The following is a 24,878-nucleotide window of genomic DNA, read 5'->3' on the forward strand; positions in this document are numbered from 1 at the left end:
GATACGGGCTGGAAGCTGCTCTGCGGGATGCTTACCCTTCAACAGTGATTCCCATTGAACGAGCAGTACCTTCGATCATGCGCATAGCAGCTTCAACATCTGCTGCGTTTAAGTCTTTCATTTTAGTTTCAGCAATTTCTTGCACTTGTGCACGAGTAACTTTACCTACTTTTTCTTTGTTAGGTTTACCCGATGCTTTATCCAATCCTGCTGCTTTCTTAAGTAAAACTGGTGCAGGTGGAGTTTTAGTGATAAATGTGAATGAACGGTCTTCATACACATCGATAACAACTGGAATAATTAAGCCTTGTTGATCTGCTGTTTGAGCATTGAACTCCTTCGTAAAGGCTACAATGTTCACCCCAGCTTGACCTAATGCAGGTCCAACCGGTGGAGCAGGACTAGCTTGTCCAGCTGGAATTTGTAATTTAACTTGAGTAATGACTTTTTTAGCCACGAAACATTCCTCCTATTATATTTAATCGTGATGTGGTTGACGGGCCGGAGCCCTCCCACTCAGTGTGCCGTCAAGTGCACTCGAGTATTATAGCATAACTCATGCATTGAATTCAAGGCCTAATTGCCCATTTGCCCCACAAAAATAACGAATGAGTCAGAGCGGGTAACCTCGTCGCTCTTTAACTCATCCGTTATGACTTTAAGGTCCTTTATAATAATCTACACCGTGCTGATACTCACCACTTGCATTCCATAAGAGGAATTCATAAATGCCATTATCAGCTAGCGCTTGAATTTGCGCTTCAACCTCTGCAGGGCCATACTCTAAGAAAGTTCCAGGTTCTTTATACCAAGTAAAGTCTTGTAACCAAGGACGCGTATTTACTTCATTTTTAACGGAGGTATCAAAAACGTGCTGCTCTTCCTTAATATAAGCATCAACAAATTCATATGGATATAAGTCAGGATAGTCAAAGCCTAAGAAGCCTGCATCCCAGTGGGATGGATAGATCATCGAAGATACGGTATCTAATCGCTCTGCCATTTGGGCAAAATTTTGTCCGATTCCTCGAACGTCGTACTTATCTCCGGCAATCGCCGTATAACCGAAGATGTCGGCGCTCACTTGAACATCGTAAAGTGTCAGACGTTTCTTAGCATACTCCAAGAAATGGTTAATTGCTTCGACCCGCTCATAACCCGTACTTTGTCCGGTCTCATCGCGTTCAATACTAAAGTCCCCGATATTATATTCTAGCATTGGCTCCACTTCGAAGAAGCCTTCTGGGAAACGAACATAGTCAAACTGAATATCTTTAAAGCCTAACTTCGCTGCTTCTTCCGCAATTTCCAGAATATAGTCCCATGTTGATTGCAAAAATGGATTCAAGTATTTAGAGCCATTCGGGTCAGCCCAGACCGACCCTTCTTCTTTATCGAAGAAGCTTAAGTCCGGACTTGCATCGGCCGTTAAATTATCTTTAAATGTTACAATCCGAGCAATTGGATAGATTTGGTATTCTTCGAGACGCTCGAGAATTTTACGCATATCGATATTTAGACGATGGTCATCAATAACGGGATTATCACTTTCCTCTTGATTTGCGATATGACCATAGTCTGTCTTGAAGTCAATCACCACGGTATTGAGTTCCGTATCTCGGACATATTCCAAAATATAATCCATGTATTCGGGATCCATCAGCATCGCATCACTAATATACAACCCGCGAACTCCGTTACTTGGATATGGAATATCAATGCCTGTGTTGTAGGTCAGGCTCGCCGGTAATGTATCTGGTAAGGATAGAATCGGATCATTAGAAACAACAAGTCCCTCATAGCGATTGGTTTTACCCATTCCCGCTTTTTTCTTAAAATCCGAGATGGTTTCTTTATCATATTTCGGGGTGATTGTAGGCAATTCATACGATGGCGCTTCGTTCGGTTTGGATGTCGATAGCGTCGGAAATCCTTGACACCCTGTTAATAAGATGATGCTTAGTAATATGATGCAATCTCTTAATTTCATAGCTCTCCTCATCTCTATAATCAATTCGATGATTTTTTCCTTGATTTTAATGGCTTATTTGATGAAATTCAAGTTCTGCCACCGTTTCACGTCCAAACATTTCAATCAAGACTTTTACTTTCTGGGCATCTGGGTCGATGCTTTCAATTTTACCTTCAAGTCCACTAAAGGCACCGTCCGTAATTTCAACGACATCGCCAATCTCAGCATCCAATTCAATATGTTCACGTGGCGCATCAATGTCACCTAAGATATACGCAATTTCTTCATCTAACAGTGGCGCAGGCTTACTTCCAGCACCGTGTGATCCGACAAATCCTGTGACACCCGGTGTATTACGTACAATAAACCATGCTTCATCGGACATGATCATTTCAACTAATACATAGCCTGGAAATTTCTTTTGGACTTTTTCTTTGGTGTTACCTTCTGCTGATTCGCGCACCGTCTCTTCAGGTACCATCACTCTAAAAATATTCTCTTCCATTTCCATAGATTCTTTACGTAAGTCAATGTTTTCTTTAACTTTATTTTCATAGCCTGAATAAGTGTGTAGTACGTACCATGCTTTATTATTGGATTCCATGCTCTTGTTCCTCCTTAATATCTTCCATACAAAAAAACCTACCCCTTGGCAGGTCTACCCCCAATTATAGCAGAAAAGGCTGGCGATAGAAAGCGCCAGCCTAATATTTTATAAATTAACAAACCACTTAATTAACCAAGAAAATACTTGGTCAGCTAAGCCGAAGTAAGCCGCAAAGACGACAATAAACATCACTGAAATCCAAGTAAAGTGATTCGCTTCTGACACGGTTGGCCAGGTTACTCGTTTCATTTCTTTACCGACTTCTTTGAAATAACTCATTTAGCTCCCACCTTTACTATTTGGTTTCTTTGTGTAAGGTATGCTTATTACAATAACGACAATACTTTTTCACTTCGAGTCGCGTTGTTTTCCCCATTTGGGTTGGAGTCATCTGATAATTGCGCTGACCACATTCAATACAAGCTAACGCTGCTTTCTTCTGCGCCATTGACAGTCCTCCTTTTCAATAATACATGTACCTCTAGCAATCATACTCAATGATCGCGTCACTGTCAAGTTGTAGTTATCTTTAACGTATTACACAATTCAACCTTAAATTATTAATTAATTAGTTGGGAAGTAAGCTGGAAAGGCTTCTTTAAGTTCAGCCTCTGTCATAATTCCTTCGTCAATCAACACATCGACAAATGGACGATTTTCTTTCATTGCTTGTTTTGTCAGGCTCGAAACTTTTGAGTAGCCTAATTGAGGCGATACGGCTGTTGCTAAAGCAAAGGACTGACGAACGTACTCTGAAGCTTGATGTTCATTAACGGTAAGTCCTTCAATACCATTGACACGTAATGTTGTACAAGCATTGGTTAAATAATCGATCGATTGGAATAAATTATAGAACAAAACAGGTTCGAAAACGTTAAGTTCCATTTGGCCGGCTTCAGATGCTAACGTAATTGTTAGGTCATTCCCAATGACATGGAAGCAAGCTTGGTTGGTAACTTCGAAAATTACCGGATTCACTTTCCCAGGCATAATGGATGAGCCAGGTTGTTTTTGTGGAATGGTAATTTCATTCAATCCGACTTTTGGACCTGATGCCATTAAGCGCATATCGTTACACATACGTGATAAGCTTGCCGCGAAACTCTTCAATGCACTCGATACGTAGACAAAACCGTCAATATGTTTCGTTCCATCCACTAAATCTTCTGCTGTTTCAAAGTCAAATCCAGTATATTCTGCTAAGTATTTTGCCACACGCTCTTTGTAGCCAGGCGTCGTATTAATTTCAGTTCCTACCGCTGTTGCACCCATATTGATGGTATGCATCTCCTCTAAAGCATGTTGGATACGGCGAATGTCTCGGCGAATCATTGTCGCAAAGCTCTGGAACACTTGACCGAAGGTTATAATAACAGCATCTTGTAAGTGTGTCCGTCCGACTTTCGTTACGTCACGATATTCTTCGGCTTTAGCTTCAAGGGAAACAGCAAGTTGTTCCATCGCATCAATTAATGCTTCACTTAAGAATAAGATTGTTAATTTGCCCCCAGTTGGGATGACATCGTTAGTTGATTGCGCTCGGTTAACGTGATCATTCGGATGGACTGTCTGATAAGTTCCTAGAGGTTCATCCAACAGTTGCGCTGCCCGATTGGCTAAGACTTCATTCATATTCATATTAATTGACGTCCCTGCCCCACCTTGAATCGCATCCGTCGCAAATTCTTCTAAGTGATCACCAGCAATAATCTCATCAGCAGCTTGCATAATTACTTTCGCCACTTCTTCAGTTAATTCACCTACTTCATAATTCGCCAAGGCTGAAGCTTTCTTCACATAAGCGAGTGACTGAATCATCGCAGGATGGACCGTTTGTCCTGTAATATGGAAGTTATGTTGGGCGCGCACTGTTTGTGCGCCATATAATGCTTCTTTAGGGACTTTTACTTCGCCTAAGGAGTCGCTCTCAATTCTGTATTCTGTCATTTTCCATTCCTTTCAAATATCTCTATAGTTCGTATGGTTTAATCATCGCTTCGTAATCGAAGAATGCATCAAATTCATCGGCCGTCATTAACTGATGTTCGACAATCACATCTTTAATTCTTAAGCCGCGTTCATGTGCTTCTTTAACGATTCTAGCAGTTTGGTCGTAACCAAAACGGTTATTTAAGTAAGTTGCTGTCATCAATGACTTTTCTAGATTTTCGCGCATTTTATCGCGATTGACTTCAATTCCTTGAACACAACGTTCGCGGAATGAATTCAATCCATCCGTTAGAAGACGGATTGATTGCCAAGCATTGTGTAAAATCATCGGCATATACACGTTTAATTGGAAGTTCCCCTGACTTGCACCCATCACAACTGCTTGGTGATTGGCCATGACTTGAACACACACCATCGTGATCGCTTCGGCTTGGGTTGGATTCACTTTCCCAGGCATGATCGAACTTCCTGCTTCATTCGCTGGGATGGTTAATTCACCAATTCCACAACGTGGCCCACTCGCTAACCAGCGAATATCATTGGCCACTTTCATCGTATCCGCTGCAATAGCTGTCAATGCGCCATGCATAAAGACGATCGCATCTTTGGCACTCATTCCGTGGAATGGATTTTCAGTTGATTCAAATTGTTCGCCGAGATTTTCATTTAAGTAGCGTGAGACGTCTGCCCCAAAACCACGATACGCATTCAATCCCGTTCCTACAGCTGTACCACCAATCGTTAATCTACGAAGCATCGGCAAGATTGCTTCTAATTGGCTTAGGCATTGACGGTAACAATGTGCCCAAGCTGCTGCTTCTTGGCCAAACGTCACCGGTGTCGCATCTTGTAAGTGTGTGCGCCCTGTCTTTAGAACATCTTGGTGTTTCTCAGCTAACTGATCTAATTCATCCCGCATCGCTTCAATGGCTGGAATTAAATCTCGATTGATCATTAAGGTTAGACATACATGCAATGCTGTCGGGAAAACACAGTTAGAACTTTGCCCTTTATTAACATGATCATTCGGATGCACCACGAGACCGGGATGATTTTTATTCGCTAAATTCGCAATCACCTCGTTGGCATTCATATTCGTCTGAGTCCCGCTTCCCGTCTGCCAAATGGCCAGTGGAAACTGATCGTAAAGTTCCTGCTCTAAAATTTGATCACTCGCTTCAATAATCGCATCCGCAATTGACCGATCTAACACTCCTTTTTCACCATTCGCTTGTGCCGCAGCTCGCTTAATATGAATTAATGCTTCGATCAATTCACGTGGCATTTTCTCGACACCGATTGGGAAATTTTGTAGACTGCGCTGCGTATTTGCGCCCCATAACACGCCTTCTGGGATTTCTACCGAACCATAGATGTCATTAACTTGTGACACACAATCTCCTCCTTTGTGATAAACGCTTTCACCACTATCATAGCCTATTGCACTAGCGTTTACAATTAGAGTTTGATGTGAATAAAGGAAAGGATGTTTTGCAAAGAATGATGGTTCACTTCATTATAATTGGAGAGAATGAATTAAAGAGATTTGAGTCGTAGGTAGAGGAGTTTGGAGCATTAATTTGGAGAATTTCAAACGAGCTCGATAAAGCGCGTTGTCAACTTGATAACGTGAGCGTTGTAAGAGAGAGGCGATGTCATCGGGTAACAATCCGATAATCATCAAACGGATTACTTGGTTTTCTAATGGAGTTAAACTTTGATAATAGGCCTGCATAAATTCATTGCCGATGAGTCTTTCTTCCATGGCGTCCGTCTGAGGTTGTTTGACGGTCATATAATAGGGATTTAGATCTTCACTGAGGAAATTATCGTGATAACTTATTTCATGCATACCTGCACCTCTCTTTTGAGCTTGGCTCATTCGATACAAGTTCAATAGATGGTGATAGAGATTGGTCTTATAAAAAGGGGCGAAGGTCACACCGCGATCGAAGCGATACTCTTGGATACTGCGGTAAAGGACAATTCGCCCTTCTTGTCGATAATCATCCATTTCATAGGATGGTATTTTAATTTGACCGTAGAACTTCCATAATAAATTATAAAATCGACGAAATAAATGTTCGAACTTTTCGCTACAACTGTCTTTTATAATAAGTTCAACTAATGCTTCATTCGATAAGTCATAATACACCGCTATTTCCACTCCTTTGTATTGGAAACAGCTATCTTTTATGAACGTCGTTTTGGATTCTCTAGCTCATATAACAACTGATTCAATTGTTGCAGATGATCCATGGTCCACGGACTGCGCCGTCTGAGCCGTTGATTATAGTAGGTCGTGACGTCTTGATTGATTTCTGCTTTCGCATAGTCAACCTCCATCAAAAGCTCCTTCGCCGACTGGCGAAGCACTCCTTGTTGGAAGATCATCCACTGTTCAGCAGCATCACTCGTTGCCACCACGACGCGTGTCAACGGATTAATATAGCGAGGGACTTCGCGTTCAATATAAGAGTCAGCTGTCTCTCCTTCTGCTGTGAAGACAACGGTACATTCGTATTCATCATAACTTGACGTAATACCCGGAACAAATTGCGCATCAAACACCACGATAACTTGGATATCTCGGTACTTACGGTAATTGGATAATTCGAATAACAATAAATCTCGAGCCGCTCCTAATTCATCTCGTTGCTTAAGATGATTTAATTCTGGCCACGCCCCAATCATATTGTAGCCGTCTACAAAAAGGATGTCTTGTTTCAAAGTAACACCTTCATTTCTCAATCCGGTGACGGGCGACTTCATAGACGACCATCCCCGTTGCAACGCTAGCATTTAAGCTTTGAACATGACCTACCATCGGAATCGTAATGATCCCATCCGCTTTGTCGAGCAAATTGCGCGAGACGCCCTGTCCTTCATTACCAATAATGATCGCAATACTGCCCAATGAATTCCACTGACGGATATCCTCTCCATCCATCTCGGTCGCAAAAATCCAGACACCTCGTTCTTTGAGAGTTTGGATCGTCTGAGCCAAATTCGTAACTCGGACAACCGGAACATGCTGTAAGGCTCCAGCCGCAACTTTAGCAACAACCCCGGTTAGACTTGCTGAGCGACGTTTCGGAATTATAATACCATGAACTCCCATCGCATCCGCTGTTCGAATAATCGAGCCCAAATTATGAGGGTCTTCGATGCCATCGAGAATCAAAATAAATGGGTCAGCTTGTCTTGCTTCCGCTAATTCGAAAATATCGGACAGTTCGCTATAAGGATAAGAGGGAATCGTTGCGACGACGCCTTGGTGATTCTTCCCACCGGTCAATTCATCCAGTTTACTTTTAGGTACTTCTTGAATAACGAAGCCATTCTCTTTCACTAATTTTAAAATATCAGAGATGGCAGCACCCGCAATGCCTTTTTGAAGATAGAGCTTATTTATTGCTTCATCCGATTCTAAAAAACTTAAAACAGGATGTTTTCCATAAATAATTTCGTTTTCTTTGGATTGATTATCACGATTATTGGTTTTTTTATTAGAATGTGTCATACGTTTCCCTCCTTACTTTGAATGCGTTGATTCAATCCACTGAATCGCTTCTTGCATCAATTGATTCATTCGATCATGCTGGTTGGATAAATATAACCACCCCATAAGTGCCTCAAATCCAGTTGCTTGCCGATAATCACCAATTGAAGCATTTTTTGCCTTTGTATTCGTTTTATAATTTCGACCCCGCTTATAAATTTGTATCTCCTCCGGCGTCAGACTTGTATCATCGCTGAGCCAATGTTTCATCACTTGTGCTTGACCGGCTGCTTCTACAAATCGAATGGCCAGTCGATGCAGTTGATTCGGATGAGTCTCGCCAGATAGAAGTACGTGCTGTCGTACTGCAACCTCGTAGACGGCATCGCCGATATAAGCCAGGGTTGCCCCGTTCATTAATTCTGGTCTTTCCACACTATCCTTCTCTCTTCCATGTCGTGCCTTGTGGAGTGTCATCTAATTTAATTCCTTGCGCCTTCAACAAATCACGAATCTCATCTGCGCGCGCAAAATTACGATCTTTTCGAGCTTGATTGCGCTCTTCAATCAACGCTTCAATCTCTTGGTCGATCGCTTCATCTTCAGTTAGAATAATTCCGAAAATTTCCAACCAACGTGTAAGTTGTTCTTGCATTGGTTGGAGTACAGCCTCCGAAACTTCTTCTTGCGTTAAGTAATGATTGATGGTCTTTACGAGACTACTTACGGCAGTTAACCCATTCGCTACATTGAAGTCATCATCCATTCCAGTGACAAATTGCACTTCGAGTTGATTTAAACGATCTAACCATTCAGTATCCGTATCAAGTTGTGTTTCTGCAAGTGATAAGCGATTATTAAGGCGACGCGTCACTTCTTTCAAACGTTCAATATTGCTTCGAGCTTCATCCAAAGCTGCTTGATCATATTTAAGCGGACGGCGATAGTGCACTGACGTTAATAAGTAACGCACCACCGTTGGATCTTCATTTTCGAGTAAATCTCTTAATAAGACAAAGTTACCCAATGATTTACTCATCTTTTCTTCATCTTGCCCGATAGTAACAAAACCGTTATGCATCCAATAATTACTGAAAGTATGTCCAGAGCAAGATTCCGACTGTGCAATTTCATTTTCATGATGAGGGAATTCTAAGTCTTGTCCCCCGCCGTGAATATCAATCGTCTCACCTAAATGCTCCATTGCCATCACCGAACACTCGATATGCCAGCCAGGACGCCCTGGACCCCATGGAGAGTCCCAATAAATTTCAGAAGCATCTTTGACGCCTTTCCATAGTGCAAAGTCCACTGGATTTTTCTTGCGCGCAGTATCTTCACTTTCAGTCCGTTGGCTTGCACCGACAATTAACTCATCTAAACTCTGATGACTGAGTTGTCCATAGTTAGCGTATGATGTTGTGTCAAAGTAAACATCGCCTTCAACTTCATAAGCATGGCCTCGTTCAATTAATTGCTCGACAAACTGTATAATCGACGGAATATGGTCCATCACTCGCGGGTGCAATGTCGCGGGTTTGATCTGGATCGCTTGCGTATCCTCTTCAAAAGCCGCGATGTATTTATCGGCTAATTCCTTTGGAGTGACGCCTTCTTGCGCCGCTGCGCGTATAATTTTATCGTCAACATCGGTAAAGTTAGAGATATAACGAACTTGATAGCCACGATATTCTAAGTAGCGACGAATCGTATCGAAAGCCACTGCACTTCTCGCATTTCCAATATGAATATAGTTGTATACCGTCGGTCCACAGACATAAAAATTCACCTTCCCAGGTTGAATTGGCTCAAAAATTTCTTTTTGACGGCTTAAAGTATTATATATTTGAATCGTCATAGGTTCACTCCTCACTCATCTTTTATATCTTTATCATTGTACCATATCTCGATGTGATACCGGTGGAGTTTGTTTGTTCATATTAAAAAGAAGCGACCTCATTTTCGAGTTCGCTTCCAATTCTCTTTACTCTCCAAACCAACGGCGCTTAAAACGAATCCACCAACTATCCCTTTTCGGTCCAACATACGTTGAGGATTGTTCACTCAATTCGCGGCGGGTAGACTTCATTCCATTATAATGTTCGAGTTGCTTACTTAAGCGCGCCATTTCTCTACTTTGTCTTTCTCTTACATTCATCAGCCATCATCCTTTCTTGATAAGTTGACCCAGCAATCATTCTATTCTAAATAATTGGACGACGTGACCTTGGTTCACTCATGATTAAAGCTGCTCTCAATGCTTGTCGGTCGACTGACGCTTCAGACACTGAATCTAAATTTGTAACCTCGATTTTTTTATTTCCCGTAGTATTTAATTCAATCCTTTTAGTTGGCTTTTGTTCAAGTGCCTCTACATGCTCCTTGTCAGATTGCGTAGTCTGCGTATCTTTTGGCATCATCCGGGAAACTCCTTCTTTAGTTCGCGGTTGATTTCGCTTCGCAATACGGTGCCGCTTTTGAGACTTCTCTAAAGTATCTTTTGGCATTACTTCTTTCGGCACTTTCAAGTGTGCAGTCTCTATTGCCTCTTCTTGAGACGCCAACCAACGCCTCAATGGCATTCGATATTTACTTGAAATTTTTAAAATTACGACAAAAAGTATAATTAGACCTGGAAAGAAACTCATCGAATCCCTCCTTATTCTCCTAAGCTAGAGCGCATTTTCGTATCAGCTTCAATATTTTTTAGATTGTAGTAATCTAACACCCCTAAATTACCATTGCGCAATGCTTCAGAGATTGCGCGAGGCACTTCCGCCTCGGCCTCAACAACTTGTGCACGACGTTCTACAACGAGTGCGCGCATTTGTTGCTCTTTAGCAACGGCTTCTGCCCGCATTTCTTCTGCTTTAGCTTGGGCAATATTTTTATCTGCTTCTGCTTGGTCTCGCTTCAATGAAGCCCCGATATTGCGGCCAACGTCGATATCTGCAATATCAATCGACAAGATTTGATAAGCCGTCCCCTTATCGAGTCCTTTTTTCAGAACCGTCTCAGAGATTAGATCTGGATTTTCGAGCACCGTGCCGTGATAAGAGGCACTACCAATGGTCGTAACAATCCCTTCTCCGACACGCGCAATAATGGTATCTTCACCAGCCCCACCGACTAAACGTTCGATGTTAGCACGGACCGTCACTTTCGCTTTCGCAATCAGTTCAATCCCATCTTGTGCAACAGCAGCAATCTCAGGTGTTTGAATCACTTTTGGTGTGACCGATACTTGAACAGCTTCTAATACGTCGCGCCCTGCCAGATCAATTGCTGCCGCTTTTTTAAAATCGAGTTCAATATTCGCACGTTGCGCCGTAATTAAAGAGTTAACCACTTGATTTACATCTCCACCGGCCATATAGTGTGACTCCAAATCATTCAACGTTAAGCCTCTGATACCTGCTTTATGTGCCCGAATCATTGGTTCAACAATCGCACTTGGGCTGACTCGGCGAAGTCGCATCGCAAATAGCGTTCCAACGCCCACTCGTAACCCACTTGATAAGGCTGTAATCCATAGCCCAAGCGGTACAAAATATAAGAAAAAGGCTATCCCAACAATCACCAGTGCCACAATAACATAAAATAATGCTCCCATCATACGCCTCCTTTAAATTTTTATCACCATTGGTTCCACTATAAGTTAAAATCTTGTTTGATTTGATTTGCTACGGTTGTACTCAATAGTTCTGCTGAAACATCTTCTAAAAACTGCAACGTTAACTCCAAAATCAAATAATTCGTATCACTATGATGTAAAGCAGTTAACGGTTCATAAGTAATTCGGATATCACCGTATGGTTGCGGCGTAAGTCGAAAATTCCCTAAACTTTCAACTTCTTTACCGGATCTGACCGGTCGTTGCAACGTGGCTGTAAGGTCTGTCTTTGCGCCGGTAAAAACTAAGAACCATTGCTGATCTCCGCTGACCGTAACTTGATACCATCCTGTATCGGAGTGTAAAATAGCGAGATCAACTAATTGGAAGAATGCACGGGTTGCTACCCCTTCAAAAAATGGATTAAATAATTTTTCCGTTGCCTCTTGTACATTGGCATAAAGCGACTCTTGTTGATCAATGCTACCTTCCACTTTTTGTTCGAAGCGATTCAAAGCATCTAATATTTCACAATTCGTTTGAACGGGTTCTTGTTTCGTCTCCTCACCGGCTCCTCGTTTCCGAATAATTAAAGTACCCGAACCTCTCGCTTTCAAGTGAACTGCATCTTCAGCTTGTAACTGCAAAGCTTCTACAATACTTTTAGGTAAGCGAATGGCAAGCGAACCTCCCCATTGTTTTACCGTACTATCTACAGCATTTTCAAATCCTTCATCATACAACGTTTCACCCTCCTCTCCATTCTGATATTAAATATCATCTCGCTATCATTTTATGATACTTTTACCAGAAATGCAATTCAAATGTTTATTATGCTAATTTTTTCCTCAAAAAATTTCATCAGTAAAAGGTTTAACATTCACACCCATAAAATCCTTTTTTGACTTTAATCGCACAGAAAGATACAGTACAATAGAGTTAATTGATTGGGAGGCAAATATGAAAATAAATTATTTAGTCGGCCTGCTAGGAGGACTGACCCTCTTCCTTTATGGGATGGATTTAACTAGCCAGGGCCTTGAGATGGCAGCGGGAAATAAACTGCAAGGTTGGATTGAAAAATTTACTTCTAACCGATTTAAAGGTCTCATTATTGGAACAGTTGTCACGGCAGTGATTCAATCATCTTCTGCGACGACCGTTATGTTAGTTGGTTTTGTCAATGCGGGAATTATGACCATTGAGCAGACCATCGGAATTATTATGGGGGCGAATATCGGAACAACGATTACCGGGCAAATTGTCGCCTTAGATATCGTTGCCGCAGCGCCAATTCTTTGTTTTGTTGGTTTCTTACTTTTGAAATTCGCAAATAAAAATAGCGGCTTAAGACATACGGGACAAGCAATATTAGGACTTGGGGTACTTTTCTTAGGAATGAAGACCATGTCAAGTTCGATGGCTCCGTTAGCTGATAATCCTGAATTTGTTCATTTAATTGCCAAGTTCCAAAACCCTCTCTTAGGTATTCTAGTGGGGACGGCAATTACTTGTATCTTACAATCCTCTTCTGCTTCGCTCGGTATTTTGCAAGCGACTGCGAATATGGGGTTGATTGCATTAAGACCGAGTATGTTTATCATTTGTGGATTTAATATCGGAACATGTGTTACCTCTGTCTTATCAGCCATTGGTTCTAACAAAAATGCACAACGAACGGCAGCCAGCCATGTACTATTTAACGTCATCGGGACCGCCTTATTCTTAATTCTTGCCTTTATTGTACCCGTTGAGAATTTCATTACGGGAATATCGCGCAATGTCCCTGCAGCGCAAATTGCGAATATGCATACGTTCTTTAATATTTTTGCGACCGCAGCCTTATTCCCATTTGGTAATCAAATTGCGAAAATGTCTAAGTTTATTATCCAAGGGGACGATAGTGATCGAGATGAAAAATCTCTACTTTATCTCAACCCAAATATTCAAGATCCTAACGCACTATTCGCTGGGGTTCGCGCTGAGACTGAACGTATGATTTCACTAGCACACAGTAACTTCCTACTTAGTACGGAACTATTTCGTCAGTTTGATCAGGAGAACTATGATCGTTGCTTCCACAACGAGTCGATTATTAACTATTTAAACTCTCAAATTTCAAAACATATCATTGAAAATATTAGCTTACCAATGGACGATTCTTTGGCCTCCCTCTACACAGCCTATTTGAGGATTGTACGAGACTTGGAGCGGATTGGTGACCATACGAAGAATATTGCAGAACATTCTCAATATTCAAATCTTTCTCGCCTCACTTACACGGAAGATGCTTTAGAAGAATTCGATGCGCTAGAATCCATTATCGATGATATGTTCGAATCGATTGAAATCGATCCAGTTAAGTCACATCGAGTGAATGATTTACGTTTAGCTTATACTGGCGTTGAGAGCAATGTCGAAAATTATAAGCGAATCCATATTGATCGAATGAAAAGCGGCGCTTGCGACCCTGAAAGTGGTATTATCTTTGAAAAATGCTTAGTTGCTTTTGAGCGAATTGCTGCATATACCTATAACGTTGGTAAATTATCACTATAGCCAAAAACCCGAGATGATTTTTCATCTCGGGTTTTATTAGATTGATACGAAGTCCCCTCAAAAATCCGTTTTGGATTGAGGGGACTTTAACTTAATTTGATAGAATCTTCTTATTTTTATGGATTAAATGAAACGTGGACGTGATCGAAGTGGTTTGCTGTAATGTTTCCACGATCTTCCATATCTTGCCATTGGTAACCTGTCCATGGCCCTGCAATACGTTGTTTCCAAATGACATAACTAATTCTACTTTGGCCACTCTTCATTTGTTCTAAAGTATATTCAGCCACTGCATCACCTAGCTGCTCGTTGCTATAAACCATAAAGTCAACAGCTAATCCTTTACCGTGATCTCCTGGATCTCCTGGGCGGAAGGTACTGAAGTTCGTAATGCCGAACATCGAACCGACTAAATCTTTATAAGCTGCGGCATGTGGTTGTAAACCATCCACTGACGGTGTCTCAGCCGGTGTTTCAGGTACTACTTCTTCTGTTTCTTCAACAATCGGTTCTTCAATGGATACTTCAACTTGAGTCGTAGTTTCTTCCACTGGCTCTGCTTCAACTGGCGGTTGTGTATAAACACCCTCGTCAACTTCTTTTTCAGGTTTTGGTGCTACTACTTGTGTTGTCTCTTCTGTCGTTTCTTCAGTTGTTTCTAACGTACTCTCAACAACTTCTTTTGTCGTTTCTTCGGCGTTAACAACAGGTGGTGTCACAACATTTGCTGGTTTCTCTTCTTGAGTAGTAGACGGTTGTGCCTGAACTTTAGGACTTGTCAAATGTAATGAGTTCGAACGTGATTGTTGTGGCTCTTCTTGAGTTACTTCAACTTCAGGAGTCGATTGTTCAACCGCTGGCGTTGCCTCTGTCGCTTCTTCAACTTCCTCAACCGTTGTCTCAATCTCGTCAACGGTCACAACTTCTTGGGTTGTTTCTTCAGTATATACCGCTGGTGCCACTGGCGTAGTACGTTGAACGAAAGTTGCTGCTTTTACTTTATGGAGTGGCGTTAAGTTAACCGGTACGTCCACTTCAACAGCCTCTTGCTCTGGGGCTGAAATCGTCATGCGCTCAGCGCGTTGATTCGAATCAAAATGCGCTTCGATTACTGCACCAGGCTTGATAATATTTACTTGACCTGTCTTGTTCAAGTACGCTAAAACGCGTAAATCCATCTTAAGTTTGTTCGCAATCGTACTTAATGTGTCACCAGACTTCACTTGATAGCTAGTTTGACGTTGTGTAGATTGTACTCGATTGGCTTGTGCTACACTCTTAGGTTGTGCTGCCACCGCTGGACCTTGAGCACTTACTAAAACGCTGGGTGCCAATAAAGCGACCAGCGACGTGCTTAACCATAATTTTTTTGTTTTATTCATAATTTCACCTTTTTACCGTATTATAATTGCAACTGTAGTGTATCACGTTTCAACTCAAAGACCAATATTGGTTTCTGGATTGAAATGTTTTGTTGCCAATTTGTAATATTCATGCATTAAACAGCCCTCAAAACATCGAAAAAATTAATTAAGTACCTAAGCATTAAGGTACACAAAACCTTTAAAATCATTTATACTAGAAACACAATAAATTAATTGTATAAAATTGAAGGGGGTATTTTATGCTATTTACTGAAGATGCGGTTCAAATTGCACAACAGATTCGAGGATCCCATATCTCGATCGTTGATACGGTTCAACGAGCACTTGATAATATTGACCAGTACAATCCGTTGTTAAATGCAGTGACGCATACCCAGTATGACGCTTTAGACATTGCTGAAGCTTATCAAGCAAAGCTCGACGCATTGAGCGATGATCAAAAAGAAGCATTACCACCGTTTTACGGGGTACCAATTCTTTTGAAAGACCTCGGTCAAACCCAAGCAGGGCAACCGAGTACTTCTGGCAGTCGATTGATGAAGGATTTTATTGCACCCATCACGGATAACTTTGTTCAACAAGTATTGGATGCAGGTTTTATCGTTGTCGGAAGAACCAATACACCTGAGTTTGGATTCAAAAATGAAAGTGATTCCGATTTTAATGGGGCAGTGAATCATCCGATGGATTTAAAGCGTAACCCAGGAGGCTCGAGTGGTGGAGCCGCTGCTGCCTTAAAAGCCGGGTTGGTTCCAGCGGTCACAGCCAGTGATGGCGGAGGTTCAATACGGATTCCCGCTAGCTTTACTGGATTAATTGGCCTTAAACCTACTCGGGGTCGGATGCCCGTTGGTCCTGGAGGTTACCGTGGCTGGCAAGGGGCGTCGATTGACTTCGCCATCACTCGAACCGTGCGAGATACTTGGGAAATGTTAAAAGCTTTGCAAGTTGAACAGACTGAGGCGGCTTTCTTCTGTCCAAAAATTGCCCAGCAAGAATTGACCGCATTAGATCGTCCACTGAACATCGCATATACTTATGATGTTCCAGCTGGTTACGCCTTACGAGAGGAGGCTCGTGAAGCGCTTGATCAAGCTGTCGAACAACTAAAACGACTTGGACACCAACTGGTGGAAGTTCCACTTCCTACCGACGGACGCCGCGCAATGGAAACATATTATATGGTTAACGGTGTAGAGACCCAAGTGATGATGGAAAGCATCGAGCAAGGTCAACAACGTAAAGTAACTCAAGATGATATGGAACCGATGAGCTGGGCTCTCTATCGTTCAGGTGAGAAGGTGACAGGTGCTGATTATTCTAGAGTATTAACGTATTGGGATAATTTAGCTGTTCAAATGGAACAATTCTTCCAAGAGTATGATGTGCTATTAACGCCTACTAACAATGGAGCTGCCTTTGTTCATGAAGAATTCCACAAACAACCCGAAATGGTTGATCGACTCCATCATATTGATGATTTATCGAAAGCTGAGCAGCAAAGTTTAATTTGGGAGATGTTCGATCGCAGTCTCGAGTGGACACCTTTTACCCAACAGCAAAACTTAACCGGTCAGCCAGCGATTTCATTACCGATGTATCACACAGCGCAAGGTCTACCGATTGGTATTCAAGCATGGGGCGGTCGCGGTGAAGAATATTTACTACTTCAACTCGCACTTCAACTTGAAGAAAACGGCTTATTACATACAGATATTATTGATTTATCAACACAAATTAACGAATAAAGGAGCAATATTATGAAAAAATTTCTAACAACATTACTTGTATTTCTACTGTCACTTACTTCAATCAACACTGCCATTTATGCAGAAGACAAGCAAGATGACTCACTCGCTCGCGTTGAAGAGAATGGTAAATTAGTTATCGCTGCTTCAGGAACTTTATACCCCATTGCTTATTACAATGAAGATAATGAACTGGTAGGTTACACCATTGATATTCTTAAAGAAGTCACAAAAAATATGGGGCTAGAGCTTGAAGTTAAAGAGATGGGCGTCGACGGCATGGTGACGTCTTTGGATAATGGTCAAGTTGATTTAATTGCGGAAGGCTTCGATATGACACCGGAAAGAGTAGAAAGCTATCGATTCTCTACACCGCTTATTTACAGTCTTGGAACCGCCGTCGTTCGAAGTGAAGATAACTCTGGTATTGAGAGTGTTGAAGATTTTGCCGGGAAGAAATCTGGTGGAGCAGCTTCAACATCTTATATGAAAATTGCTCAAAAATTCGGTGCTGAACCTGTCGTTTATGACAATTCTTCTAACGAGCAATATTTTATGGACTTAGTCGCGAAGCGTATTGATTTTATTCCGAATGATTATTATACCATTAAATCCGCTATTGCTTTCTACGGTGAGCAATACCCGATTAAAATGGCAGACGTTTTCTTTAACCCAACTCAAGCAGGCTTTATGTACCATAAAGACGCTGAGACATTAGTCGAAAAAATTAATGAAGAAATTGAAAAACTTCGCGAGAGTGGTCGCTTAAAAGAAATTGCAGAACTATACTTTAATGGTGATAATCCTTCTGAACCGTTTAAAGAAATCAACGGAACTCCTATCGAAGATATCCCTGTGATTGAGTATTAACATTAGAAATTGAGGCTGAATCGATGACGCCACTTAATGAACTGATTGATTTTCAATTAATTTGGGAGAACCTTGATTTTGTCTTAATGGGGTTAAGCACAACACTTTCCATTGCCCTCATTAGTTTCTTAAACTCATTATTAATTGGAACCTTGATTGCCATCGTTCGAATCTTACAAGTCCCAATCTTACATTGGGTTGCAAGATTTTATGTATCATTCTTTCGAGGCGTTCCTGCACTTGTTGTCTTGTTCTTTCTATACTTTGGGTTACCCTTTGCCGGTGTCACATTAGAGGCTTATACTGCTGCGATTATTGGATTTACCTTTACTGCCAGTGCCTACAGCTCCGAAGTGATTCGCAGTTCAATCATTGCGATTGAGCGCGCCCAGTGGGAGATGGCGATGGATTTAGGCGCGAATCTTAAACAGGTGATTACACGTGTTATCCTCCCGCAAGCAACAAGAATTGCCATTCCAGGCTTGAGTAACATCCTATTAGATCTCATTAAGGGAACCTCACTAACCGCGATGATTACGGTGCGAGATATTTTTCAACAAGCAAAGATTGTTGCTGCTTCGAACAATAATTTTATTACGATGTATCTCTTATTGGCTGTCTTATATTGGTCAATTTGTTTCGTCTTTGAACAAGTCCAACATTACTTGGAAAGACGTTATACGGTCAAAGAAACCCCAATTTCGTTTCAAAGTTTCTCTTAAATTTAAACTAATACTCAAACAAATAAGCTACTGAACTCATCATACGTTGATGAGCTCGGTAGCTTACTTTATTGATTAGTGATGATGATCGCACTCTACTTCTTGAATATGATCTAGTACTTGTTTCAAAATACTAAACACATGATCATCGTCTAACTCATAGTAGACATTTTTACCAGAACGCTCAGATTTCACGAGACGTGCTTCTTTTAACGTCTTCAACTGATGTGACGTGGCGGATTGTTCCATCATTACTTTATCAGAGATTTGTCCCACATTGGCGGATCCTTCGCGTAAAAAAAATAAAATCGCTAAGCGAGTCGGATCGCTAATAACTTTAAACAAGCGACTCACTGCTAATAAATCTTCATTATTAAAGTCTGTTAAACTCATTATTTCGCCTCCCTACTCCTCTATTATAATATCTTTTTATTAAAAATCATATGAAGACTTTTTCCCTTGACAAATCTGTCCGTTCGGTATAATATGAAATTATAATCATATGAATGATTACTCATAAGTTGAATGGAGGAATTTTTATGAAACATACACACCATCACCACGAACATCATCACAATCACGGTAAAGCACCTATCATTAGCTATCTCACTGGTTTAATTCTAGCATTGGTTGGATTGTTTTTAAGACATTCCAACCCTTCGTTAGCGAATGTTACTTTTGTCTTATCGGCGCTGCTGGCAGGCTATCACGTAATTATTATGGAAGGCGTCTCCCAAACTTGGCACGAGACGGTCGAACATCGTTCGTTTAAACCCAATGCCCATATTTTAATGGGACTCGCTTCAATCGGTTCGATGGTACTTGGCGAATATTGGGAAGGGGCACTGCTTATATTAATTTTTGCAGGAGCACACTTCTTAGAAGACTGGGCTCAGGGCAAGAGTCAACGAGAAATATCAAAATTAATGGCAATCAATCCTACAACTGCCCGAAAAATTATGTCGGATGGAAGCCTTGAAATTGTCTCTGTCGATTCATTACAAATTGGTGATCAACTTCAAGTTCTCAATGGCGACCGCGTTCCTATCGACGGCGTGATTCTTTCGGGACGAACAAGCATTGACGAATCTACCTTGAATGGTGAATCATTACCTAAAGAGAAAACAGCCGGAGATTTAGTTTATGGCTCCACATTGAATGGTACGGGAAGTTTTACGATGGAAGTTTCAACCGAACCGTCAAATACATTATTTGCTAAAATTATTCAACTTGTTGAGCAAAACCAAACGAATCAAGCGCCAGTTGCTAGCTTTATCCAACAATACGAACCTTCTTACGTTAATTTGGTTCTAATTTTAGTTATCTGCTATATTTTGTTTAGTTCTTTACTTTTTAATATCGATATTGCCTCGAGTTTCTATCGCGGACTCGTTCTATTAGTTTCTGCTTCTCCGTGCGCTTTAGCGGCTTCAACCGTTTCGGCTACTCTCTCCGCGACCTCAACTTTAGCGCGCAAAGGAGTTATGTCAAAAGGAAGTGTCTTTTTAGATCGGCTAGCACAGTTACAAGCCATCGCATTTGATAAGACCGGAACTTTAACACGTGGCCAACTCGAAGTCACGGATGTGATCATTGATGACGAATTCGATCCAAGTATGATTCATAATATCGTTGTAGCACTAGAGCGAGAATCCAATCATCCTCTCGCCCAAGCGATGCTCCGTTATTTTACCGCTAAACAAGTCTTAGAGCTTGAAGTCAATAATATTATTGGGCATGGCCTCGAAGCCCATTACCATGGAGATTTATATCAATTAGGTAAACCTACCGAGGAGATTGCCTCGACACAACCTGAATTGAGCCAACAAGGCTACACGTTGGCCCAAGAAGGCAAGACTGTTACTTATTTAGCACGCAATGGCCAACTAATCGCAGTAATTGCTCTGATGGATGAAATCAAAGACGATGCGCCAAGCGTTATCCAATATTTCAAACAACACCAAATCCACACAACCTTAATTACGGGAGATTCCAAGGAAACTGGCGAAGCTGTTGGGAAACAACTGCAATTGGATACCGTCCTTGCGAACGTCTTACCTGAAGAAAAATCGAATTTAGTTGCTTCACAAAAACAACAACATGGAACCATTGCCATGGTCGGAGATGGTGTCAACGACGCACCAGCGTTAGTCCAAGCTGATATTGGCATTGCGATGGGACAAGGAACGGATGTCGCTATCGAAGTCTCAGATTTAGTTCTAATGCAAAATGATTTAAGTCGCCTTGTCGAAGCGCATCAACTCGCACACAAAATGACCCGAATTATTCGTCAAAACATTATTTTTGGTCTAGCAGTGGTCATTTTTCTAATTACTGTTAACTTGCTCGGATTATCAAATATTACTTTAAGCGTGATTGTTCATGAAGGAAGTACGCTTGTTGTCATACTGAATGGACTACGCCTTCTGAAAGGATAATGCAGCTATATATAAGAAAATCCCTTAGCATCTCACTGAGCGCTAAGGGATTTTTCAATGATTAAATATGATTTTCTTTATATAAATTGGTGGACTCGATCATATAAGTCATGACTGGAATTAAAACTAATTGTAAAATAATTCCTGGCAGTCCCGTCATAAAGTTGTTTGCAATATAAAGCAATGGGTGGATATTCATATCCGCTACGAAGAAACTAATAAACCAAGTTACGAGTGCACCGACAACTCGTCCAGATAAAATCCCGATAATTAATGATGGGTAGATACCAAGTTTGAATTGACGACGCATTAAAGCAGTGATTAAAGCATAACTCCCTAACTCAAACATCATGACGGTCATTGTTGGAAAAACAGGCGGCATCCCAGTGAGTAAAGTGCTCATCACCGGTGTTAAAATCCCTACAATTACCGCAATCGATGGCGATAAAAGCATCCCTGCTAACAATACGGGGATATGCATGGGTAGGAAAACACGTCCCCCTAGTGAAAAGTAATGAAAAATCGATGGAACAATCAAACCAAAAGCAATTAATACTGCCCCTAAAATTAACTGACGTGTACGATTCATAATTATTTTCCTTTCTGATTTTGAGCTATTTTTTCAAAAAACGATTCAATTCTTATACATAATGACTCAACACAATCCGGCGTTAAGTCACCCGCTAGTTGTTCGATTGGACAAAGGTCGGAACGATCTCGATTTAAAATATGTGGAACGGATTGACCATACTCATAGTGGATACCATTCGATTGATAAATCTCGGTGGCATCCGCTGACATTAAGTCTGCATAGACTGCTTTTGCCCCTCCTGCTACACAAAGCATCGCATGAGCTTTTCCACTCACTTTGTCCGCTACCAGGCTTTGATTTAAAAGCGCTTTTTGATGTCGGTAAACTTCGTAAAGAGGGCGAATCCCTCGTCCTTCAAAAGGATAAACTTGCTCTTGATGCTCGATAACGAGTGCATAATCTTCATCATGTAGTAATTTAATCACGGATTCTAATGTCACGCGCATATCACCTCATCCAATATTTTTGTCAATCGTATTTTAACATAGTTAATAAACATAAGATATAAGAATATTCATTCATATAATCAAGTTTTTGAAATCCCTTAATACACTTCCAAAAAAACACTTCAGTACTTAGTTTCATCTAAGTTTTGAGGTGCCTAAAAAATTATGCACCGCGTCCGTGAGGTTCATCCCAATGTGAGAAATCTGCATTTGTATCCACTTCATCAAGACGGCCGTTCATTGAATAATAACCCTTTTGAATCTCACTGAAATGCGTTGTTTCATGGAACTCAGGCATTTGATATAAATCACGCATATAAGCCCATAAGTGTGGATAGTCTTGTAACTGAATTTCTCCACGGGCATAAAGTGCACTATGTGCAGGTTCAAGACGAACTAATGGCGTATAGACGAAAATATCTGCTGCGGTAAGTTGATCACCTAGAACATAGCGTTGTGACTTCAATCGCTCATCGAGTTGTGCCATATAATCCGTATAGCGTTTCTTCATACTCTTGAAGCGATTGTCACTACCATTATCCATTCCATAGATGGTGCCGAGTAATTTTTTATTGACAGCTTCAATGACTTCCTCGATTTCTGCTTCCTTCTCTTCTGGGAATAAATCGAACGCACCCTCTCCTTGAATCGACTTAAATTGTCGTCCTAAAAGCTCCACTAGTTCCGCAGATTCTTTATTGACAATTTTTTTGTCCGTTAAATCAACCAACACTGGGATTGTGCAGCGTCCATCATAAGCAGGATCCGTTATATGATATAACTCTCCCATCGTCTGAACATCTAATACAGGATCTTTCCCATCATCATTTTGTGTAAAATCAAACGTTTCACCCGTTTTAATCGGATTAACTTTTGTCAATGAGATGGCGTCTTCTAACTTTGCTAAGCGGTAGGCTAAATCAGCTCGGTGAGCATAAGGACAAAAATCTCCGACTACTAAGTGATATCTTCCAGCCTCAATCGGAAACTCACCAGGATTTTGTGCCATTGTTGATATAAATGTTTCGGTCATATCATTTCCTCCTTGAATTTATTATTTTTTAATTATAAAGTACGGCGTTGCGGATGGTAACTACAACTTACTTCAAATAGTCAATCGCCACTTGATAGAACACGTCAATAAAACTTAAGTAATCTGCAATTTCAATCGATTCATCGACAGAATGCGCTAATTCAGTAATTCCTGGTCCATAGATTGCTAAATCAAACGGCTGTTTCAATCGGGCAAAATTCGAAGCGTCTGTTGCTCCAGATAGCGTCAAAACTTCAACTTCATTCTCTACCACAGACTGAATGACTTGAACTAATTTAGAATCAGGTTGAGACTCTACGGGCAGGTTATTTTGCATCACATTCAGTGAGAGTTGCCCTTCATGTGTTTCATTCATTTCTTGAATTAACTCTTCAAATAGGTCCAGCATCGCTTGATTATCAAATTGAGGTACAATTCGAGCGTTTCCCATCATCTTTGTCTCAGCAGGGATCGAGTTAATTTGCGTCCCCCCTTCAATAACTGAGAAAACATTGAGCGTATCCCCCATTTCTGGGTGGCGCTTTCCTTGAATTCGTTCTGCTAATGTTTGATTGAATTGCTGAATAAAATCAGACATTAATTCAATGGAGTTAATCCCATATTCAGGCATTGAACTGTGTGCAGTCTTGCCTTTGGCCGTTAATTCATATTGAATCGACCCTTTATGCGCATAGTATAATCGTTGAGCTGTTGACGGCTCCGCCACAATAAAGGCATCAACTTCATCCAAGTAACCTTCATCCACTAGTTGCTTTGAACCAAGCATCCCAATTTCTTCGCCGACTGTCGCTACGAGCATTAATTTCCCTTTAAAGGGAATCTGTTGTGTTTTAATTTGAATAAAAGCACATATTAACGCTGCTAAGCCGCCTTTCATATCGGTTGCACCACGGCCGTAGAGGACACCATCCTCAATTTCAGCACCGAACGGATCATAGTGCCATTCATCCGGATTCGAGACTTCCACCACATCCATATGCCCATTGAAAGCAAGCGTTAAGCCGGATTCATCCCCTTTTAAAGTTGCGATTAAATTCGCCCGATTCTCATCATAGGGAATAATCTTGGAGTCAATCTCATATTCCGATAAGACTTGTTGAATATATTCAGCAACTTCTCGTTCGTTGCCATTCACCGACTTGATTTTTATGAGATCTTGTAAAATTTTTACACGTTGTTCCGAATTCATGAGGACCCTCCTCGCCTGATTTATGTATTTTCATTATAGCATATTTTGCTTGCCAGACATAAATACACGCTGAGTGAAGATAGTGTCAAATTATTGTTGGTTTTCCTCTACCATACTTTTATATTTCCCTGAACCTAGTTTCATGGATTCCATATTTTAACCGGCGCCTTTGGCACCGTGCCTCCATCCGCATTCAGTTCGTCGCCGCTCGCTTTCGTTATGAAGACGGGA

General features: G+C 41.1%; 27 protein-coding genes. 5 read left to right on the top strand and 22 right to left on the bottom strand.

The genetic code is table 11. From position 1 onward, the window contains the following. Nucleotides 1-31: 31 nt before the first annotated feature. From rplK to HMPREF9707_RS04460, 16 genes are all read right to left on the bottom strand, one after another. Entirely contained in the window at nt 32-457 is a 426-nt protein-coding gene (rplK, locus tag HMPREF9707_RS04390; RefSeq protein WP_006701483.1) for a 50S ribosomal protein L11, read from the bottom strand. 201 nt (nt 458-658) lie between these two features. Next, nucleotides 659-1,990, bottom strand: coding sequence for a putative glycoside hydrolase (locus HMPREF9707_RS04395; RefSeq protein ID WP_006701484.1), 1,332 nt, complete (start codon nt 1,988-1,990; stop codon nt 659-661). Nucleotides 1,991-2,036: 46 nt separating this feature from the next. Then, nucleotides 2,037-2,576 (bottom strand): transcription termination/antitermination protein NusG, encoded by a 540-nt coding sequence (nusG, locus tag HMPREF9707_RS04400; protein WP_006701485.1) that lies wholly within the window; start codon nt 2,574-2,576, stop codon nt 2,037-2,039. 108 nt (nt 2,577-2,684) lie between these two features. Continuing rightward, complete coding sequence (gene secE / locus HMPREF9707_RS04405; RefSeq protein WP_006701486.1) at nt 2,685-2,858, bottom strand: preprotein translocase subunit SecE; 174 nt, start codon at nt 2,856-2,858, stop codon at nt 2,685-2,687. 16 nt (nt 2,859-2,874) lie between these two features. Beyond that, entirely contained in the window at nt 2,875-3,027 is a 153-nt protein-coding gene (gene rpmG / locus HMPREF9707_RS04410; RefSeq protein ID WP_006701487.1) for a 50S ribosomal protein L33, read from the bottom strand. Nucleotides 3,028-3,143: 116 nt separating this feature from the next. Continuing rightward, on the bottom strand, nt 3,144-4,526 hold the full coding sequence (locus HMPREF9707_RS04415) for an aspartate ammonia-lyase (protein WP_006701488.1): 1,383 nt from the start codon (nt 4,524-4,526) through the stop codon (nt 3,144-3,146). A 22-nt stretch (nt 4,527-4,548) separates the two neighbouring features. After that, nucleotides 4,549-5,922 (bottom strand): class II fumarate hydratase, encoded by a 1,374-nt coding sequence (locus HMPREF9707_RS04420; RefSeq protein WP_006701489.1) that lies wholly within the window; start codon nt 5,920-5,922, stop codon nt 4,549-4,551. Between the two features lie 123 nt (nt 5,923-6,045). After that, a complete protein-coding gene (locus HMPREF9707_RS04425) occupies nt 6,046-6,684 on the bottom strand; it encodes a sigma-70 family RNA polymerase sigma factor (RefSeq protein ID WP_006701490.1) in 639 nt (212 codons plus the stop codon). 38 nt (nt 6,685-6,722) lie between these two features. Continuing rightward, on the bottom strand, nt 6,723-7,301 hold the full coding sequence (locus tag HMPREF9707_RS04430; RefSeq protein ID WP_006701491.1) for an NYN domain-containing protein: 579 nt from the start codon (nt 7,299-7,301) through the stop codon (nt 6,723-6,725). After that, nucleotides 7,270-8,052: a 23S rRNA (guanosine(2251)-2'-O)-methyltransferase RlmB gene (rlmB, locus tag HMPREF9707_RS04435; RefSeq protein ID WP_006701492.1), complete on the bottom strand. Its 783-nt coding sequence runs from the start codon at nt 8,050-8,052 to the stop codon at nt 7,270-7,272. The genes HMPREF9707_RS04430 and rlmB overlap by 32 nt, the downstream gene beginning before the upstream one ends. A gap of 12 nt (nt 8,053-8,064) precedes the next feature. Further along, nucleotides 8,065-8,508 (bottom strand): Mini-ribonuclease 3, encoded by a 444-nt coding sequence (locus HMPREF9707_RS04440; RefSeq protein WP_006701493.1) that lies wholly within the window; start codon nt 8,506-8,508, stop codon nt 8,065-8,067. Next, nucleotides 8,468-9,889 (bottom strand): cysteine--tRNA ligase, encoded by a 1,422-nt coding sequence (gene cysS, locus HMPREF9707_RS04445; RefSeq protein WP_006701494.1) that lies wholly within the window; start codon nt 9,887-9,889, stop codon nt 8,468-8,470. The genes HMPREF9707_RS04440 and cysS overlap by 41 nt, the downstream gene beginning before the upstream one ends. A 126-nt stretch (nt 9,890-10,015) precedes the next feature. Further along, entirely contained in the window at nt 10,016-10,189 is a 174-nt protein-coding gene (locus HMPREF9707_RS08950) for a hypothetical protein (RefSeq protein ID WP_006701495.1), read from the bottom strand. Nucleotides 10,190-10,235: 46 nt separating this feature from the next. Then, nucleotides 10,236-10,679, bottom strand: a complete 444-nt coding sequence (locus HMPREF9707_RS04450; RefSeq protein WP_006701496.1) for a hypothetical protein — start codon at nt 10,677-10,679, stop codon at nt 10,236-10,238. Between the two features lie 11 nt (nt 10,680-10,690). Next, the gene (floA, locus tag HMPREF9707_RS04455) at nt 10,691-11,644 is read right to left on the bottom strand and encodes a flotillin-like protein FloA (RefSeq protein WP_006701497.1); all 954 of its coding nucleotides are present in this window, start codon (nt 11,642-11,644) and stop codon (nt 10,691-10,693) included. A gap of 38 nt (nt 11,645-11,682) precedes the next feature. Further along, nucleotides 11,683-12,387 (bottom strand): AbrB/MazE/SpoVT family DNA-binding domain-containing protein, encoded by a 705-nt coding sequence (locus HMPREF9707_RS04460; RefSeq protein WP_006701498.1) that lies wholly within the window; start codon nt 12,385-12,387, stop codon nt 11,683-11,685. A gap of 217 nt (nt 12,388-12,604) precedes the next feature. Here HMPREF9707_RS04460 and HMPREF9707_RS04465 point away from each other — a divergent pair, with 217 nt between their 5' ends. After that, nucleotides 12,605-14,203 carry a Na/Pi cotransporter family protein gene (locus tag HMPREF9707_RS04465; RefSeq protein ID WP_006701499.1) on the top strand — a complete coding sequence of 533 codons (1,599 nt, stop codon included), beginning with the start codon at nt 12,605-12,607 and terminating at the stop codon, nt 14,201-14,203. A gap of 116 nt (nt 14,204-14,319) precedes the next feature. On the opposite strand, the gene HMPREF9707_RS04470 is transcribed toward HMPREF9707_RS04465, so the two are convergent. Next, nucleotides 14,320-15,585, bottom strand: coding sequence for a LysM peptidoglycan-binding domain-containing protein (locus tag HMPREF9707_RS04470; RefSeq protein ID WP_006701500.1), 1,266 nt, complete (start codon nt 15,583-15,585; stop codon nt 14,320-14,322). Between the two features lie 242 nt (nt 15,586-15,827). Between HMPREF9707_RS04470 and HMPREF9707_RS04475 the strand changes: the two genes are divergently transcribed. From HMPREF9707_RS04475 to HMPREF9707_RS04485, 3 genes are read left to right on the top strand one after another with little or no spacing between them, the layout of a single operon-like run. After that, entirely contained in the window at nt 15,828-17,336 is a 1,509-nt protein-coding gene (locus HMPREF9707_RS04475) for an amidase (protein ID WP_006701501.1), read from the top strand. A gap of 12 nt (nt 17,337-17,348) precedes the next feature. Continuing rightward, nucleotides 17,349-18,206, top strand: coding sequence for a transporter substrate-binding domain-containing protein (locus tag HMPREF9707_RS04480; protein WP_006701502.1), 858 nt, complete (start codon nt 17,349-17,351; stop codon nt 18,204-18,206). A 23-nt stretch (nt 18,207-18,229) separates the two neighbouring features. Next, nucleotides 18,230-18,928 carry an amino acid ABC transporter permease gene (locus tag HMPREF9707_RS04485; RefSeq protein WP_006701503.1) on the top strand — a complete coding sequence of 233 codons (699 nt, stop codon included), beginning with the start codon at nt 18,230-18,232 and terminating at the stop codon, nt 18,926-18,928. A 75-nt stretch (nt 18,929-19,003) separates the two neighbouring features. On the opposite strand, the gene HMPREF9707_RS04490 is transcribed toward HMPREF9707_RS04485, so the two are convergent. Next, the gene (locus HMPREF9707_RS04490; RefSeq protein WP_006701504.1) at nt 19,004-19,321 is read right to left on the bottom strand and encodes an ArsR/SmtB family transcription factor; all 318 of its coding nucleotides are present in this window, start codon (nt 19,319-19,321) and stop codon (nt 19,004-19,006) included. Between the two features lie 146 nt (nt 19,322-19,467). On the opposite strand from HMPREF9707_RS04490, the gene HMPREF9707_RS04495 reads away from it, so the two are divergent. After that, complete coding sequence (locus tag HMPREF9707_RS04495; RefSeq protein WP_006701505.1) at nt 19,468-21,366, top strand: heavy metal translocating P-type ATPase; 1,899 nt, start codon at nt 19,468-19,470, stop codon at nt 21,364-21,366. Between the two features lie 61 nt (nt 21,367-21,427). On the opposite strand, the gene HMPREF9707_RS04500 is transcribed toward HMPREF9707_RS04495, so the two are convergent. The 4 genes from HMPREF9707_RS04500 to HMPREF9707_RS04515 form a co-directional block, all read right to left on the bottom strand. Continuing rightward, complete coding sequence (locus HMPREF9707_RS04500) at nt 21,428-21,955, bottom strand: ECF transporter S component (RefSeq protein WP_006701506.1); 528 nt, start codon at nt 21,953-21,955, stop codon at nt 21,428-21,430. A 2-nt stretch (nt 21,956-21,957) separates the two neighbouring features. Then, complete coding sequence (locus HMPREF9707_RS04505) at nt 21,958-22,404, bottom strand: DUF1893 domain-containing protein (RefSeq protein ID WP_040443162.1); 447 nt, start codon at nt 22,402-22,404, stop codon at nt 21,958-21,960. Between the two features lie 163 nt (nt 22,405-22,567). After that, nucleotides 22,568-23,437, bottom strand: coding sequence for a glutathione S-transferase C-terminal domain-containing protein (locus HMPREF9707_RS04510; protein WP_006701508.1), 870 nt, complete (start codon nt 23,435-23,437; stop codon nt 22,568-22,570). Between the two features lie 67 nt (nt 23,438-23,504). Further along, nucleotides 23,505-24,647, bottom strand: a complete 1,143-nt coding sequence (locus HMPREF9707_RS04515) for an ArgE/DapE family deacylase (protein ID WP_006701509.1) — start codon at nt 24,645-24,647, stop codon at nt 23,505-23,507. Nucleotides 24,648-24,878 lie beyond the last annotated feature (231 nt).

This window comes from Falseniella ignava CCUG 37419 (genome assembly GCF_000301055.1).
Lineage (GTDB): Bacteria > Bacillota > Bacilli > Lactobacillales > Aerococcaceae > Falseniella > Falseniella ignava.

What these genes read in the sequence shown, in the direction of transcription:
- HMPREF9707_RS04395 (WP_006701484.1), bottom strand. Translation starts at nt 1,990, where the DNA reads ATGAAATTAAGAGATTGCATCATATTACTAAGCATCATCTTATTAACA.
- nusG (WP_006701485.1), bottom strand. Translation starts at nt 2,576, where the DNA reads ATGGAATCCAATAATAAAGCATGGTACGTACTACACACTTATTCAGGC.
- secE (WP_006701486.1), bottom strand. Translation starts at nt 2,858, where the DNA reads ATGAGTTATTTCAAAGAAGTCGGTAAAGAAATGAAACGAGTAACCTGG.
- rpmG (WP_006701487.1), bottom strand. Translation starts at nt 3,027, where the DNA reads ATGGCGCAGAAGAAAGCAGCGTTAGCTTGTATTGAATGTGGTCAGCGC.
- HMPREF9707_RS04415 (WP_006701488.1), bottom strand. Translation starts at nt 4,526, where the DNA reads ATGACAGAATACAGAATTGAGAGCGACTCCTTAGGCGAAGTAAAAGTC.
- HMPREF9707_RS04430 (WP_006701491.1), bottom strand. Translation starts at nt 7,301, where the DNA reads ATGAAGTCGCCCGTCACCGGATTGAGAAATGAAGGTGTTACTTTGAAA.
- rlmB (WP_006701492.1), bottom strand. Translation starts at nt 8,052, where the DNA reads ATGACACATTCTAATAAAAAAACCAATAATCGTGATAATCAATCCAAA.
- HMPREF9707_RS04440 (WP_006701493.1), bottom strand. Translation starts at nt 8,508, where the DNA reads ATGACACTCCACAAGGCACGACATGGAAGAGAGAAGGATAGTGTGGAA.
- cysS (WP_006701494.1), bottom strand. Translation starts at nt 9,889, where the DNA reads ATGACGATTCAAATATATAATACTTTAAGCCGTCAAAAAGAAATTTTT.
- HMPREF9707_RS08950 (WP_006701495.1), bottom strand. Translation starts at nt 10,189, where the DNA reads ATGAATGTAAGAGAAAGACAAAGTAGAGAAATGGCGCGCTTAAGTAAG.
- HMPREF9707_RS04450 (WP_006701496.1), bottom strand. Translation starts at nt 10,679, where the DNA reads ATGAGTTTCTTTCCAGGTCTAATTATACTTTTTGTCGTAATTTTAAAA.
- floA (WP_006701497.1), bottom strand. Translation starts at nt 11,644, where the DNA reads ATGGGAGCATTATTTTATGTTATTGTGGCACTGGTGATTGTTGGGATA.
- HMPREF9707_RS04465 (WP_006701499.1), top strand. Translation starts at nt 12,605, where the DNA reads ATGAAAATAAATTATTTAGTCGGCCTGCTAGGAGGACTGACCCTCTTC.
- HMPREF9707_RS04470 (WP_006701500.1), bottom strand. Translation starts at nt 15,585, where the DNA reads ATGAATAAAACAAAAAAATTATGGTTAAGCACGTCGCTGGTCGCTTTA.
- HMPREF9707_RS04475 (WP_006701501.1), top strand. Translation starts at nt 15,828, where the DNA reads ATGCTATTTACTGAAGATGCGGTTCAAATTGCACAACAGATTCGAGGA.
- HMPREF9707_RS04480 (WP_006701502.1), top strand. Translation starts at nt 17,349, where the DNA reads ATGAAAAAATTTCTAACAACATTACTTGTATTTCTACTGTCACTTACT.
- HMPREF9707_RS04485 (WP_006701503.1), top strand. Translation starts at nt 18,230, where the DNA reads ATGACGCCACTTAATGAACTGATTGATTTTCAATTAATTTGGGAGAAC.
- HMPREF9707_RS04490 (WP_006701504.1), bottom strand. Translation starts at nt 19,321, where the DNA reads ATGAGTTTAACAGACTTTAATAATGAAGATTTATTAGCAGTGAGTCGC.
- HMPREF9707_RS04495 (WP_006701505.1), top strand. Translation starts at nt 19,468, where the DNA reads ATGAAACATACACACCATCACCACGAACATCATCACAATCACGGTAAA.
- HMPREF9707_RS04500 (WP_006701506.1), bottom strand. Translation starts at nt 21,955, where the DNA reads ATGAATCGTACACGTCAGTTAATTTTAGGGGCAGTATTAATTGCTTTT.
- HMPREF9707_RS04505 (WP_040443162.1), bottom strand. Translation starts at nt 22,404, where the DNA reads ATGCGCGTGACATTAGAATCCGTGATTAAATTACTACATGATGAAGAT.
- HMPREF9707_RS04510 (WP_006701508.1), bottom strand. Translation starts at nt 23,437, where the DNA reads ATGACCGAAACATTTATATCAACAATGGCACAAAATCCTGGTGAGTTT.
- HMPREF9707_RS04515 (WP_006701509.1), bottom strand. Translation starts at nt 24,647, where the DNA reads ATGAATTCGGAACAACGTGTAAAAATTTTACAAGATCTCATAAAAATC.